At 72.8% G+C, this 14,329-nt stretch carries 10 protein-coding genes; all 10 read right to left on the reverse strand.

Annotation, left to right across the window (positions count from 1 at the left end; translation table 11 throughout):
* Positions 1-6: 6 nt before the first annotated feature.
* The 10 genes from KAK07_RS01605 to KAK07_RS01650 all read right to left on the reverse strand — a co-directional run bounded on the left by KAK07_RS01605 (position 7) and on the right by KAK07_RS01650 (position 14,195).
* Positions 7-6,486, reverse strand: a complete 6,480-nt coding sequence (locus KAK07_RS01605; protein WP_210858617.1) for an autotransporter-associated beta strand repeat-containing protein — start codon at positions 6,484-6,486, stop codon at positions 7-9.
* A 103-nt stretch (positions 6,487-6,589) separates the two neighbouring features.
* Positions 6,590-7,753 carry an MFS transporter gene (locus tag KAK07_RS01610; RefSeq protein WP_210858618.1) on the reverse strand — a complete coding sequence of 388 codons (1,164 nt, stop codon included), beginning with the start codon at positions 7,751-7,753 and terminating at the stop codon, positions 6,590-6,592.
* 12 nt (positions 7,754-7,765) lie between these two features.
* Positions 7,766-8,488, reverse strand: a complete 723-nt coding sequence (locus KAK07_RS01615; protein ID WP_210858619.1) for an alpha/beta fold hydrolase — start codon at positions 8,486-8,488, stop codon at positions 7,766-7,768.
* A 55-nt stretch (positions 8,489-8,543) separates the two neighbouring features.
* Positions 8,544-10,094, reverse strand: coding sequence for a methyl-accepting chemotaxis protein (locus tag KAK07_RS01620; protein ID WP_210858620.1), 1,551 nt, complete (start codon positions 10,092-10,094; stop codon positions 8,544-8,546).
* Between the two features lie 166 nt (positions 10,095-10,260).
* A complete protein-coding gene (locus KAK07_RS01625; protein WP_210852035.1) occupies positions 10,261-10,620 on the reverse strand; it encodes a CZB domain-containing protein in 360 nt (119 codons plus the stop codon).
* A gap of 64 nt (positions 10,621-10,684) precedes the next feature.
* A complete protein-coding gene (locus tag KAK07_RS01630) occupies positions 10,685-11,998 on the reverse strand; it encodes a sensor histidine kinase (protein ID WP_210858622.1) in 1,314 nt (437 codons plus the stop codon).
* A complete protein-coding gene (locus tag KAK07_RS01635) occupies positions 11,995-12,675 on the reverse strand; it encodes a response regulator transcription factor (protein WP_210858623.1) in 681 nt (226 codons plus the stop codon). The genes KAK07_RS01630 and KAK07_RS01635 overlap by 4 nt, the downstream gene beginning before the upstream one ends.
* Complete coding sequence (locus KAK07_RS01640) at positions 12,653-12,940, reverse strand: hypothetical protein (protein WP_310740685.1); 288 nt, start codon at positions 12,938-12,940, stop codon at positions 12,653-12,655. The genes KAK07_RS01635 and KAK07_RS01640 overlap by 23 nt, the downstream gene beginning before the upstream one ends.
* Positions 12,933-13,397, reverse strand: a complete 465-nt coding sequence (locus KAK07_RS01645) for a Spy/CpxP family protein refolding chaperone (RefSeq protein WP_210858625.1) — start codon at positions 13,395-13,397, stop codon at positions 12,933-12,935. Before KAK07_RS01645 ends, KAK07_RS01640 begins: the two co-directional genes overlap by 8 nt.
* Positions 13,398-13,511: 114 nt before the next feature.
* On the reverse strand, positions 13,512-14,195 hold the full coding sequence (locus KAK07_RS01650; RefSeq protein WP_210858626.1) for a hypothetical protein: 684 nt from the start codon (positions 14,193-14,195) through the stop codon (positions 13,512-13,514).
* Positions 14,196-14,329 lie beyond the last annotated feature (134 nt).

Here is a 14,329-nt window from a genome sequence, read left to right on the forward strand (position 1 = left end):
GACGGCTCAGTGGGCCGCGCCGCCGCCCAGGGTGCAGCCGCCGGCGCGGCGCTCGCCCGCGCGTGACCAGGCGTCGCAGCCGCCGCCCGCCAGCGCCGGGCTGATCGTGGTCGACGCCGGGTCGGCCTGGACCTCCAGCACCGTGGCCGGTGTCACCAGCCGGTAGTCCTGCAGCGGGATCCCCGACACGCCCACGGCACTGAGCGCATAGCGGCCCGCCGCGCTGGCCGGACCAGCGCCGGGCGACTGCCAGTCGATCGAGGCGATCTGGTCGAAGCTGGCCAGGCCGCTGACCACCGGCTGGATCTGCGCCGGGTCCAGGGCGGTGCCGCGCGGCTTCAGCACCGGGGCGGCGCTGATCGTCAGCGTGCGCGGCGTCACTTGCAGCGCACTGCCCTCGAACTGCAGCGAGTAGTTTGCCGAGGCGGTGAGGCTGCCCTGTTCGATCGCATAGGTGCCGACATGGCTGCGCAGATCGGCGGTCGTCGTCAGGCTGCCGGTGAGCGCGTCGCCACCGACCAGACCCAGCCCGCCAATGCTGTAGCCCAGGGTCGGGTTGGCCTCACCGTAGGTGCGGCTCTGCGCCGCGGCGCTGACGATGATCGTGCGCGGCGTCACCGCCAGCTGGCTGCCGCTGAAGCTCAGCGCGTAGTTGGGCGAGGCCGCCAGCGAGCCCTGGGTGATCGCATAGCTGCCCACGTCCGAGCCGCTGGTGGCCGCGGTGGCCAAGGCGCCGGTGAGGCCATCGCCGTTGACCAGGCCCAGGCCACCGACGGTGTAGCCCAGCGCCGGGTTGGCGTTGCCGTAGATGCGGCTCGCCGACTGGGCGCTGATGGTGATCGGACGCGGGGTGACGGCCAGCGTGCCCGGCACGTAGACGAAGCCATAGCCCTGGGCACTGGCCAGCGAGCCGGCGCTGGCGGTGATCGTGTAGTCGCCCACGCCGGACAGGGCGCTGGCCGAGGTGCCCAGCGCGGCACTGCCGCTGTAGGCCGCGGCCGCGCTGTCGCCATTGACCAGCCCGGTGAGGCTGGCCGACAGCAGGGGATTGGCGTCGCCATAGACCCGCGAGGCGTCCTGGGCGGTGACGGTCAGGATCGGCTGGCGGCTGTAGACAAGCTGAGAGCCGCTCTGGGTGATGGTGCCCGGCCCGTGGCTGGCATAGCTGCGGTGGTACAGATGCCCGGCGCTGAGGCCGCCCACGGTGTCGGCCTCCCAGTCGTTGGAGTAGACCAGGAAGCGCCCGCCCGCGCCGGTGGTGATGGCGCTGGCGCCGGCCTGGTTGATGAAGCGGCCGCCCGCCGACAGCACCACCGCGTCGCCGCTGGCATCCGAATGCAGGGCCTGGGTCAGCGTCAGGTCGGCATGGCCGCCGGAGGTGCTCACGGTGATCGGGCCGGTGCTGGTGATCGCGCCCACCGCCAGGCTGGCCGCGTTGTTCAGGCTGAGCGTGCCCACCGTGCCGCTGGTGCCCAGTTGGTGGATGGCATTGCTGCCGCTGAGGTGGACGCTGCCCGCGCCGCTGACTTGCAGCGTGCTGGCGCTCAGCGTGCCCGCACCGCTGAGCGTGGCGCCCGCGGCCACCGCCACCGTGGCCGTGGCGCCGCTGCGGTCCCAGCTGCCGCTGAGCGCCAGCGTGCCGCCATCCACCGTGGTGGCGCCGCTGTAGCTGTGGGCGCCGCTGAGCGTGAGCGTGCCGCTGCCGGTCTTGGTCAGCGCCACGCTGCCGGCCCCGTCCTGGATCACGCCGGAGAAGGTGGTGGACGCGCCACCGTCGCCTGCCGTCAGTGTGGCGGCGCTGGCGCCGCTGTTGGTGACCGTGCCGCTTCCGGCGAGCGAGGCGATGCTCGGCGCCTGGCCGTTCAGGTCCAGCGTGCCGTCCACCGTCACCGCGCTGCTCGAGGCCAGTGCGCCGGCATGACCCAGCTTCAGCGTGCCGGCACTCACTGTCGTCGCGCCGGTGAAGCTGTTGGCGCTCTGCAGCAGCAGCGTGCCGCCGCCCAGCAGCCGCAGCGATGCGCCACCGCCGTTGGTCACGTGATCGATCGAGCCGCTGACCGTCAGCGTGGCCCCGGGCGACACCACCACATCCACGCCAGAGCCGCTGTTCAGCGCCATATTGACCGCCGACGCAGTCGAGCTGGCGGTCACGGTCACCGCCTTGTCGAAGGTGTAGCTGCCGTAGGTGGTGAAGGTGCTGTTGGTCGGCCCGCTGGCCAGCGTGCCGCCGTTGAAGGTGATGCCGTTGGTCAGGTGGATCGTGGTGCCCGGGTTGTAGAGCGTGCCGCCCGGGTTCAGCGTGACCACGGTGGTGGCCGTGCTGTCGCCCAGGTAACCCAGGAAGCTGTTGTCGCCGCCGGCCAGCGTCACGTAGCCGCCGATGTTCACCGCCGAGGCATAGCCCAGGCCGGCCTTGGCCAGGTTGGCGGCGCCGCTGATCACGGTCGGCCCGTTCAGGTTGTAGATCCCCGTGAAGCTGGGTGTGCCCGACAAGGTCAGCGTGCCGGCGCCGCTGTGGGTCAGCGTGCCGGCGCCGCTGATCGACGACAGCGTCTGCGCTGCGCTGGAGGCGTACTCGAAGAGAGCGCCGCTGGCCACCGACAGGCTGCTGTAGCTGCCAGCGCCCAACTGGCCTGAGCCGGTGAGCCGCAGGGTGCCCTGCGTGACGGTGGTGGCGCCGGTGAAGCTGTTGGCGCTTTGCAGCAGCAGCGTGCCGCCGCCCAGCAGCCGCAGTGATGCGCCACCGCCGTAGGTGACGTGGTCGATCGAGCCGCTGACCGTCAGCGTGACCCCAGGCGACACCACCACATCCACCGTGGAGCCGGCGTTCAAGGCCATGTTGACCGCCGACGCGGTCGAGTTGGCGGTCACGGTCACCGCCTTGTCGAAGGTGTAGCTGCCGTAGGTGGTGAAGGTGCTGTTGGTCGGCCCGCTGGCCAGCGTGCCGCCGTTGAAGGTGATGCCGTTGGTCAGGTGGATGGTGGCACCCGGGTTGTAGAGCGTGCCGCCGGCATTCAGCGTGACCACCGTGGTGGCCGAGGCGTCGCTCTGGTAGCCCAGGAAGCTGTTGTTGCCGCCTGCCAGTGTGACGTAGCCACCGATGTTGACCGCCGACGCATAGCCCAGGCCGGCCTTGGCCAGGTTCGAAGCGCCGCTGATCACGGTCGGCCCGTTCAGGTTGTAGACGCCGGTGAAGCTGGGCGTGCCCGACAAAGTCAGCGTGCCGGCGCCGCTGTGGGTCAGCGTGCCGGCGCCGCTGATCGACGACAGCGTCTGCGCTGCGCTGGAGGCGAACTCGAAGAGGCTGCCGCTGGCCACCGACAGGCCGCTGTAACTGCCGGAGCCCAAACGGCCCGAGCCAGTGAGCCGCAGCGTGCCCTGCGTGACGGTGGTAGCCCCGCTGTAGCTGCTGGCGCCCGACAGCGACAACGTGCCGCTGCCGGCCTGAGTCAGCGTGCCGCTGCCACTGATCGCGCCCGCCACACTCAGCGCGTCCGAGCGGTTGAAGACCAGCGCACCGCTGTTGGCCACCGCGCCGCTGCCCAGCGTGCCCGCGGTGCCGCCCTGGCCCACCTGCAGCGTGCCGGCGTTGATCGTGGTGGTGCCGGCATAGGTGTTGGTGCCGGTCAGCGTGAGTGTGCCGGCGCCCGACTTGCTCAGGGTGCCACTGCCACCGATGTCGGCCCCCACCGTCAGCGCGTCGGAGCGGTTGAACACCAGCGCCGCGTCATTGCTGACGCTGCCCGTGCCCAGCGTGCCGGTCGTGCCCCCTGAACCGACCTGCAGCGTGCCGGCATTGAGGGTGGTGGTACCCGTGTAGCTGTTGCTGCCGGTCAGCGTGATGGTGTTGCTGTTGTTCTTGACGAGGCTGCCGGTGCCGCTGATCGCGTTGGACACGGTCAATGAGACCGTGCGGTTGAAGGCCAGCACGCTGTTGTTGAGCACATTGCCGCTGCCCAGCTTGCCGAAGGAGCCGCCGTCGCCGAACTGCAGGGTGCCGGCACTGATCGTGGTCAGACCGGTGAAGGTGTTGGTGCCCGACAGCGCCAGCGTGCCGCTGCCGGTCTTGGCCAGCGCGAAGGCGGCGCTGCCATCCTGCATCACGCCGGAGAAGGTGGTGCTGCCGTTGTTGCCGCCCATCGTCAGCGTGGCTGCCGCCGCGCCATTGTTGGTGAGCGTGCCCGAGCCGCTCAGCGAGCCCATGCTGTTGTCGTAGCCCGCCAGATCCACCACCACGCCGGACGAGGTGGTGAACGCCGAGGCGGCGCTGAAGGCGCCGGTCGAGCCGGCCGTCACGGTGCCCGAGGTCACCGCGGTGGCGCCCTGGTAGCTGTTGCTGCCGCTCAGGCGGACCTGGCCATTGGTCGAGGTGCCGTAGCCGTCCACCGTCAGGCCATTGCCCTGGATGGTCAGCGCACCGGCGCCGGACAGGTTGCCGGACAGGGTCAGCGTCTTGCCGGCCCAGCCCGCCGTGCCCACCTTCAGCGTGGCGCCCGAGGCGATGCTGACCGCCCCTGACAGCACGGTCAGACCGTCGTCGCTGGCGATCGTGCCGTTGGCGGTGACCTGGATCGGGTTGGCGTAGGTGAATGTGGACCCGGTCGACCCGGGGTTGAACGCCAGGTGGCCGCCGGCCAGGGTGATCGTGCCCGAGCCCAGCGTGCCCGTCCCGCTGCCCAGCACGAGCGTGCCGGCGCTGAGCGTGCTGCTGCCGCTGTAGGTGTTGGCGCCGGTGAGCTTCAGCAGACCTGAACCGGCCTTGGTCAGGCTGCCGGTGCCCGAGATCACGCCGGAATAGGTGCTGCTGGCCGCGGCGTTGTTCTGGTTGAAGCTCAGCGTTCCGCTGTTGGCCAGCGCGCCCGTGCCCGTGATGCCCGCGCTGCCGGCGGCCTGCAGGGTCAGGCCACTGCCCGCCCCCGTGTTGGTGATGGCGGCGTTGACCGCCACGCCGGCGGCGGCGTCCAGCGTCAGCGTGGTGTTGGCGCTCCAGTTCAGCGCGCTGGCCACGGTGATCTGGCCGCTTTGCGTGCCGCCGCTGCCGGTGCTGACGGTGACGTTGGCGGTGGCCAGCGCGTTCTGCAGCGTGGTGGTGTTGATGACCGTGTCATTGGCCGAGGCGCTGAAGCCCGCGCCGCTGTCGGCGGCCGAGGAAATGGTGACGTCGTAGGGGTCCAGCAGCAGCGTGCCGGTGCGGCCACTGCGGGCATCGTCGGCGGCGCGCAGGTCGGTCTGGCCGACGTAGCGCAGTTGCGTGCGGCCGGAGACCTCGGCGTCGCCGCCGTGGCCGGTGGCACCTGCGCCGCGCGCGCTGATGCGGCCGGCGAAGTCGGTGCGGCCGTCCGCCCAGACCACCACCTCGCCGCCGTTGCCCTGGGTGCGCGCATCGGCGTTCAGGGTGGTGGCGGTATCCACCGTGGTGTTCTGCGCCCGTGGCAGCGTGCCCCCGCCCTGGCGCTCGCCGCCCACCCGGATGCGGCCGCCGCCGTGGGCGCCCGACGCGTCGAGCGTGGCGCCCTGCAGCGCGATCTCGCGCCCGGTGACGGTGATCTGGCCACCCTGCTGGCTGGGGCCGCTGGCATCCAGGCGACCGCCCACCCAGACCGTGCCGTCGCCGCCGCCCAGCTCGATCGCGCCGGCGCGGCCCGAGACCGTGCGCGCCTCGACCACGCCGCTGAGGTTCACCGCCTGTCGTGCGGCCTCGCGCGCCGCGGCCGCCTGCATCTGGACCAGGCCGCCGTCGGCGCTGATCTGTCCGCTGTGCTCGATCAGCGCGGCGCCCAGCGCCGAGCGGCTGGGCACCGCCACCTGCAGGAAGCCATTGCCGCCCAGGTCCAGCGTGAGGTGCTCGCCCGCGCCCAGGCCGACGCGGCCCATCGGCACCTGGATCTGGCCGCTGTTGCTGACACGCCCGCCCAGCAAGGCCGCGAAGCCGCCGGGGGCGACCTGGATCTGGCCCGCCTGGGTCACCGTGGCCGAGTCGCCCAGGCCGCGGAAGACCAGCCGGTTGGCCAGGAAATCGGTGTCGCTGATGTCCAGTGTCGACAGCACCAGGCCAGTGGCCTGCAGCCGGCCGCCCGGGCCGACACTGATCCCGTTGGGGTTGACCAGGAAGACCTGGCCATCGGCCTGCAGCCGGCCCGCCAGCGTGCTGGGGGTGTCGCCGGTGACCCGGTTGAGCAGCGCGGCGCCCGCGCCGGGCTGGACGATGCGCAGTTGCTGATCGGCGCCGATGTCGAACTGCAACCAGTTGACGATCGCGCGGTCGCTGGTCTGCTGAAGGGTCAGCGTGCCGGCCTGTGCCGTGCCCACCTGCACCTGGCCCGCCACGACCCGGGCCCCGGTGGGCAGCGGCGCCGCCTGCGCGGGCTGCAGCGCGCCGGCCAGCAGCCAGGCGGCGGCCCAGGCCGTCGGCCGCAGTCGCGGGGTGGTGCCTGCCGAGCCGTGGCTGGCTCGGGCAGCAGGAGCAGGGCGGTGGTGGTGGCGCATGGCGTCATCCGTCGGGGCAGGGACCCTCGGGTCTTCGGCATGTGCGCAGGCGGCTTGAGGGCAGCCGGTGCGCGCGCCGGCCGCATCCTCCGCAAAGGGTGGCTTACGGGCTCACCCCGCGCCCCGGGTGGGTGCGCGCAATCAGCAGCGCCGCCAGCGCCCACAGACCGGCGGGCAGCCAGGGCAGCCAGGCCTGTACCGTGGGTTGCTGCGGCCATTGCGCGGCGACCGCGGCGATGCGCAGCAAGGCGGCCAACGCCAGCAGGGCCGACAGGGCGGCGCTGCTGAGCCCCTCCCGCCCGCTGCGGCCGACCTGCACGGCCGCCGTCCAGGCGCTGACCAGCACCGCGCCCCAGGCCGCACCACTGAGGGCCTGACCGATGGCCAGCAGCGGCAAGCCGGTGGCCAGCGCCGCCAGCGCCGACCCCAGCGCGGCCAGCGCGGCGCCGGCGGCCAGCACAGGCACCGCCCCGACGCGCCGCGTGGCCTCGCCAGCCGGCCACAGCGCCAGCCCCACGGCCACCCAGAACAAGGACAGCCAGGCCGGCAGCTCGGCCGCTGCGGCGAAGCGCAGGTACTGGGGTGCGGCGTTGAGCTGTGCGTGGCCCTGGAAGCCCAGGCCCAGCGCCACCGCCGCCAGCAGGAACCACGCCAGCGGCCGGCTCCACCGGGCCGCTTCAGCGGGGTGGGTGGGGACCGGCGGCGGCCACTGGCGCTCCACCCGCAGCAGCGCCGCGGTGGCCGCCAGCAGCGCCAGGCTGGCGAGCACGAAGGGCAGACGCGCATCGCTGCCGCGCAGCTGCACCGTCAGCCATGGGCCCAGCGCCCCGGCCAGCGCCAGCCCCAGCGTCCACCAGGCCACCCAGCGCGGCAGCGTGGGCCTGGCCGCACGCCGGCCCAGCAGCGCCGCCACCGGGGCACGCAGCGCCGCCGAGCTGATCGCCCACACCACGGTGGCGGCCAGCATCCACGGCGCCGCGCCCGCGCCGGCCAGGACAGGCAGGGCCAGGAAGGCCACGGTCGACACCGCCGTGGCCGCCAGCAGCGCCGGCCCCAGACGACGCAGCGCGGCGGCGCTGCGGTCGGCCGCCACCCCGGCCGCCAGATCGGCCAGCACGAACACCGCCTGGTCGGCCATCAGCAGCCAGGGCAGCCAGCTCGGCGCCAGCCCGGCCTGGGTGAGCAAGGCCGGCAGAAAGACGACGTAGACGGTCCAGCTCAGCGCGAGGCTGAACTGCAGCGCGGCCAGGGTGAGACCGGTGGACATCCGCCGCCCGGATCAGAGCCTGGCCAGCCAGTCGGCCAGCGCCGCATTCACCGTCTCGGGCGCCTCCATCGGCGCCATGTGACCGCAGTGCGGCACATCGATGCGGGTGACCGGGCCGGCCACCATCGTGGCCATCTCGTCGTGGCGGGCAGGGGGACTCCAGCCGTCCTGTTCGCCGGTCAGCAGCAGTGTGGGCACGGTGACGCTGCGCAGCGTGGCGCTGGCATCGGGACGGTTCAGCAGGGCCTGGATCTGGGCGGCCTGGTGGGCGGGCGTGCGGCGCGCCAGCATGGCCACCACGGCCTCGGCCAGCGGGGTGCCCAGGCGGTCGGGGTGGACCATGCCCTGCACCCAGTCGCGGGCCATCGCGGTCATGCCCTGGCTGCGGGCGATCTCCAGCAGGCGCAGGCGGCCGGCGCGCTCGGCGGCACCGGCCTCGCCGGTCGGCAGCGGGTGCCAGGCGGTGTCCATCAGGGCCAGGCCGCGCACGCGTTGGGGGGCCTGGCGCCACAGCTGCATCGCCACGCGGCCGCCCATCGAATGGCCGACCACGGCCAGCGGCCCCAGCCCGGCGGCGTCGGCCTGCTGCAGCGCCAGCGTGGCCATGGCGTCGAGGTCATCGCTCAGGCCGTACTCGACCACGAGGTGGGCGTGCGGCCCGGCGGCGGTCTGGGCGGCCCAGACCTCGGCGTCACACAGCAGGCCGGGCAGGAAGAGCAGGGCAGGAGGCGGCATCGCAGGGTTTAGCAGGCGCGGCGCGGCGCCGCGGGCCCACTGTAGCCCCAACGTATCAGGCCGGCGCGTCGGACAGGCGGAAGACCTGGATCGCCTCGACCAGCTGGACCGCCTGCTGGCGCAGGCTGTCGGCGGCGGCGGCGCTCTGCTCGACCAGGGCGGCGTTCTGCTGGGTGGCGTCGTCCAGGCGCTGCACCGAATCGCCGACCTGGGTCACCCCGTGGGCCTGTTCGGCGCTGGCGCTGCTGATCTCGGCAACCACCTGCCCGACCCGCTGGATCGAGGCCACCACCGCCTGCATCGCGGCCGCGGCCTGCGAGGCTTGGGCGGTGCCGGTGGCCACCTGCTCCACCGAGGCGCCGATCAGGCCCTTGATCTCGCGCGCCGCCTCGGCGCTGCGCTGCGCCAGGCTGCGCACCTCGCCCGCGACGACGGCAAAGCCGCGGCCCTGCTCGCCGGCGCGAGCGGCTTCCACGGCCGCGTTGAGGGCCAGGATGTTGGTCTGGAAGGCGATGCCGTCGATGGTGCCGATGATGTCGGCGATGCGCCGGCTGCCGCCGTCGATGTCGCGCATCGTGCTGACCAGCTGGTGCACGCTGGCACCGCCCTGGTCGGCCACCTCGGTGGCTTCGCGTGCCAGTTGGTGGGCCAGGCGGGCGTTGTCGGCGTTCTGGCGGACGGTGCCGCCCAGCTGGGCCATGGTCGATGCCGTCTGCTGCAGGGCTCCGGCCTGTTGCTCGGTGCGGCTGGACAGGTCCTGGTTGCCCTGGGCGATCTCGGTGCTGGCGCTGGCCACCTGACCGGCGCCGGCGCGCACCCGCATCACCGTGGTCTGCAGCATCGCCACCATCCGGCCCAGCGCCTGGGCCAGGCTGCCGTCGCGGCTGTCGCGGGCCAGGGCCAGGCCGTTGAGTTCGCCCGCGGCGATGCGCTGCGCGATGGCGGCGGCCACGCGCGGCTCCATGCCCAGCTCGGCCACGATGCTGCGGCCCACCGCCCAGGCCAGCGTGCCCACCAGCAGCATGCCCACGGCGGCCACGCCCAGCAGGATCAGGCGCAGGTCCCGGGCCCGGCTGTCGAAGGCCTGGTCGTCCTGGGCCGCTGCCTCCAGCATGCTGGTGGCGGCCTGGTTCAGCGCCTCGTCAAAACGCGTCACCTGCTCATCGACCCGTCCGTCGATCTCGGCGATCTCTTCGGGTGCCGCATGGCGGCGGATGGCAGGCAGGTAGTCGCGCTCAAAGATCGTGCGGATGGCCTGCGCGGCGTCGCTGCCGGTGGCCACCGCGCGGCGTTCCTCGTCGGTGTGGACAACCTGGGCGGCCTGCCTGAGGTCGGCGGCGGTGCGCTCGTTGAGCTGCTTCCACTCGTCGGCGTGCTGATCGAATTCGCGGTTGATGTAGGCATCGGCCACGATCCGGTAGAGGTCGGCACCGCGGCCGCTGAGCTCTTGCAGCAGCGCCGCATCGCGCGAGCGGGTGTAGCCGCCGTCCTGCATCTGGTGCAGCGAGTGCAGCGACAGCCAGGTGATCCCGGCCAGCGCCGCCATGGCCAGCGCGGCGACGCCGGCCAGCAACTGCAGGCGCCTTGAGACAGTCCAGTGCGTCATCGTCGTCCTCATCGCGAAACGGCGCCCGTGCGTCTGGCCGGGTGGCCGAGGCGCATGCGTGCCCAGTGGTCATCCTGCGCGCAGCGACTGGCTTGCGAAGACGCAAACAAGGGGTCGATCTCCCGGCATCTGCCGGGTCATGGCCGACGCGGTGCCGGCCCGGGGCTCAGACCGTGGAGCCCACTTCCTTCTTCAGACCCAGGATGGCCGAGCCGACCGCGCTGGTGGCGTTGGCATAGGGCGTGCCGGCACCCAGCATGCCTTCGGCCTTGCTGTACAGGCCCTGGTTGATCGCGGCGGCGACGGCGCCGGCCTCGCGGTGGAAGCTGGCATGCTTGGTGACGACATCGCGGTAGGCCGGCAGCTGGCTCCAGCGGGTCTTGGCCTCGCCATGCAGCCACTGGCCCAGCGGGCAGCAGTTGTCGGCGCTGACGGTGCGCACGTCCAGCTGATCCTTCTTCGCGATGGCCATGCGCAGCTTGACTTTCCACTCGGCATGCGCCTGGGCGGCCTGGTTCAGATCCATGGGTGTCCTCGTTGTGATTCAGCGGCGCTCATCGTCCGCCGGGACGCCCTGTTGAGCCGCGGCCTCAGCCGAGTGTGAACTCTGCCTCGGCCCGCAGGCCCGGGTGGGCCTGGGACAGGCGCAGCTGGCCGCCGTGGGCCTCGGCCACCAGCCGGCACAGCGTCAGGCCCAGGCCGACGCCGCCGGCGGCGCGGGTGCGGGCGCTGTCGGGCCGGTAGAAGGGCTCGGACAGGCGCTGCAGGTGGGCGTCGTCCACCCCCGGCCCGTGGTCGCGCACCGTGATCCGCAGCCTGTCGCCCTGTCGCCACAGGTGCAGCTCGGGGGGCTGCGCCGCGTCGCTGGCGTGGCGCAGCGCGTTGTCCAGCAGGTTGCGCAACAGCAGCCGCAGGCGCGCGGGGTCGACCGCTGCTGCTGAGAGGTCGCCCTGGGCGTCGATCCTCACCTGCGCTGCCGCCGCGTGCCGCGACGACAGCTCCTGCAGCACGCCCTGGGCGAGCGCCGTCAGGTCGGTGGGCTCGCGCTGCAGTGCGGCGTGGCGGCTGGCCAGGCGCTCGCTCTCCAGCAGGTCGGTGATCAGGCCGGCCATCTCCTGCAGGTCGCGCAGCAGCGCGGCGCGCTGGGCGCCGGCCTCGCCGTCCTCGGGCAGCAACTCGGCGTTCAGGCGCGCGCGGGTCAGCGGGCTGCGCAACTCGTGGCTGATCGCCAGCAGCAGGGCGCGCTTGGCCTCGAGCATGCGGTGGATGTCCTGGCCCATGGTGTTGATCGTCTGCGCCAGCGTGACCAGCTCGTCGGGCGCATGGGCGTGGCGCACCGGGATCGGCTGGCTGAAGTCACCGCTGCCGAAGCGGCGCGCACCGGCGCCGATGTCGTCCAGCGGCCGCAGCAGCCGGCGCAGCACCCACCAGGCCAGCAGCACCGCGCCCAGCAGCGCCAGCAGCAGGCCACCGAAGAAGCGCGGCCGGCGCTCGATGCTGCCGGTGTCCAGGCCGAAGCGCAGCACATGGCCATCGGCGGTGGTGGCGCTGAGCGCCGGGCTGCCGCCTTCGCGCACCGCCGGGGCACCGGGGTGGGAGCTCCAGTGCAGGCGGGGGCCGTCGATGCGCAGCGTCAGCGGCAGCCGGGCCACCAGGGCCTGGGCGCGCGCCAGGTCGGGCGTGTCGGTGCCGCCGGTGACGTCGCGCGCCAGGTGCTCGACATAGTCGTTGAGCAGCGGCCGCGCCGCCTCGCGCCAGCCCACCGCGAAGGCGCGCTGGGCACCAAAGGCGAACATGCCGGCCACCGCGGTGCCCAGCAGCAGGAAGACCACCACGATGCGCCACTTCAGCGAGTGCGCCAGGTGGCGCTGCGCGCGCCGGTGCCAGTGCGAGCCGGTCGTCATGCGGCCACCCTGGGCAGGGCCAGTGCGTAGCCGGCGTTGCGCAGCGTCTTGATCGCGTCCAGCGGCTCGAGCTTGCGGCGCAGCCGGCTGATGACGATGTCCACCGCGCGGGTGTAGAGGTCGGCCTCATGGCCGCGCAGCGCGTTGAGGATGTCGTCGCGGCTGAACACCCGGCCGGGCTCGCGGGCCAGCAGCAGCAGCAACTCGTACTCGCTGCCGGTCAGCTCGACCAGCTCGCCCTGGCGCTGCACGGCGCGGCGGGCGGTGTCGATCACCAGGCCGTCGAAGCGCAGCGTCGGCTCGGCAGCCGGTCTGGCTACGCGCCGGCGCAGCACGGTCTGCACCCGGGCCACCAGCTCGCGCGGCTCGAAGGGCTTGGGCAGGTAGTCGTCGGCGCCCAGCTCCAGGCCGACCACCCGGTCCATCACGTCGCCACGGGCGGTGAGCATGATGATCGGCAGGTCCGAGTCCTGGCGGATCGTGCGGCACAGCGCGAAGCCGTCCATTTCGGGCAGCATCACATCCAGGATGGCGGCGTCGAAGCCGCCGGCCCGCAGCCGCGCCAGGCCGGCGCTGGGGCGAACGGCCTGCTCCAGATCCAGCTCGTAGCGGCGGAAGTAGGCGGCCAGCGGCGGGCCCAGCTGCTCGTCGTCGTCAATCAGCAGGATGCGGGGCATGGGCCATTCTATGAACGCGGTGGCGCACGATCAGCCGGCGCAGCCGCTGCCGCGCCGGCGCGGCCAGCGCATCGAAGCGCTCGCCGGCCGACAGCAGCGCGGCAGCGTCCAGCCCCGGCCGCGTGGCGGCCAGGTCCAGCGCCGCCGCGCGGTCGAAGCGCGGGCCCCACAGCAGGTCCAGCCAGTCGACGTGCGGGTCGGCGCTGCCAGCCAGCAGCGCCAGCGCCGGTTCGGCCTTCAGCCGAGGGGCCAGACGCTCAGCCACGGCCCCACCAGCCACCGTGGCGGCGCTCGCTCATGAACTGGCGCACCTGGGCCTGCTGCGCGGGGGTCAGGCTGTCGTAGAAGTCGCCCAGCGCGGCGATCACCTTGGGGCTGCCGGCCTGCACGGCCTGGGTCTTCTGCTCGAGCAGCGCCTGCGCCTTCGCGCGATCGAACTGGGGGCCGGCGATCAGCGACTGCAGCTCGGCCTTGGGCTCGGCACTGCCGCGCATCGCCTGGCGCTGGGCGATCAGTTCATCGGCCAGCACGCCCAGCTTGGCCTTCTGGGCCTCGGTCAGGTCGAGCTTGCCGGCGATGCGCTCGACCGCCTTGCCGCGCATCGCGGTGATCTGCTCGTCGCTCATCGGGCCGTGCGGGCGGTGGCCGCAGGCGGCCAATCCACCCAGCGTGACCACGCCAATGAAGGCGCCGATGACGGTGCGCTTGATCCAGGGTTTCATCTCAGGGCTCCAATCGAAGGGGTTGTCGATGGAGCCCATGGTGCCGACGCCCACCCCGCGGCGGGTGTCGCCGCGGTCGCGGTGTTTGTCGGTTTGTTTCAGGCCGCGTGCCGGTCAGGGCACGTAGGGGTTGTAGACCTTGATCGCCGGCGACAGCTCGCCATCCTGGTCTTCCAGGTAGACCTTGCCGTCCTTCAGGATCTGGTTGGCCGCGAAGACCAGCGTCACCGGCTTGCTGAGCTGCCCCGGCACCACGCAGTTCTCCAGCGCGAAGCGGATGGTGCGGCCCTTGCCGGCGGCGCGTGCGACGGTGGTGCTCTTCACCTGGCCCTTGGGGCTGCCATCGGTGCGGTACGCCCCATACAGCGGCGCCGTCTTGGGGTAGATGAAGTTGCTGACGACGATCGCGCAGACGGCGGTGCCGTTGGCGGAGGGTGCCAGCACCTCGACCTGGTAGGTGCAGCTGCAGACCTCTGCCGACGTGGCGCTGTCGAACACCCGGTGGCGCAGGCGCGCCGCGATGGTGCCCGAGGTGGTGGACCAGGCCACCGTCTTGTTGACGCCGACACCGGCCATGCCGTCGAGGTCGGTGTTGGTCGCGGCGCTGGTGGCCGGCGTGAGCTGGGTGGTGCCCGGGGCCAGCTGGGTGAAGCTCAGCACCTGCATCGGCGAGCCGCCAAGGGTGGCGCTGTCCGGGCAGTTGGTGCCGGGGCCGCGGGCCAGGCTGGCGGCGGGCATGCCACCCACCGTGGCGATGGCCAGCACCGCCAGCAAGCGAAGGGATGTGTGGGCAAACATGGTGATACCTCCTGGGGGGCTGGCGCGGTGGCAGCAGTGGGGTCGCGCCTGTGTACCTGTGGAAACGGCTTGCGACGGCGAAACCGGACATCGATGCCGATGTTGGCCCGCGGCGAGGGTGCGGGCAACTGACG

Source organism: Ideonella alba (genome assembly GCF_018069875.1).
Taxonomy (GTDB): Bacteria; Pseudomonadota; Gammaproteobacteria; order Burkholderiales; family Burkholderiaceae_C; genus Ideonella; species Ideonella alba.

Coding starts and splice junctions, on each gene's coding strand:
- KAK07_RS01605 (WP_210858617.1), bottom strand. CDS start 6,486: ATGCGCCACCACCACCGCCCTGCTCCTGCTGCCCGAGCCAGCCACGGC.
- KAK07_RS01610 (WP_210858618.1), bottom strand. CDS start 7,753: ATGTCCACCGGTCTCACCCTGGCCGCGCTGCAGTTCAGCCTCGCGCTG.
- KAK07_RS01615 (WP_210858619.1), bottom strand. CDS start 8,488: ATGCCGCCTCCTGCCCTGCTCTTCCTGCCCGGCCTGCTGTGTGACGCC.
- KAK07_RS01620 (WP_210858620.1), bottom strand. CDS start 10,094: ATGACGCACTGGACTGTCTCAAGGCGCCTGCAGTTGCTGGCCGGCGTC.
- KAK07_RS01625 (WP_210852035.1), bottom strand. CDS start 10,620: ATGGATCTGAACCAGGCCGCCCAGGCGCATGCCGAGTGGAAAGTCAAG.
- KAK07_RS01630 (WP_210858622.1), bottom strand. CDS start 11,998: ATGACGACCGGCTCGCACTGGCACCGGCGCGCGCAGCGCCACCTGGCG.
- KAK07_RS01635 (WP_210858623.1), bottom strand. CDS start 12,675: ATGCCCCGCATCCTGCTGATTGACGACGACGAGCAGCTGGGCCCGCCG.
- KAK07_RS01645 (WP_210858625.1), bottom strand. CDS start 13,397: ATGAAACCCTGGATCAAGCGCACCGTCATCGGCGCCTTCATTGGCGTG.
- KAK07_RS01650 (WP_210858626.1), bottom strand. CDS start 14,195: ATGTTTGCCCACACATCCCTTCGCTTGCTGGCGGTGCTGGCCATCGCC.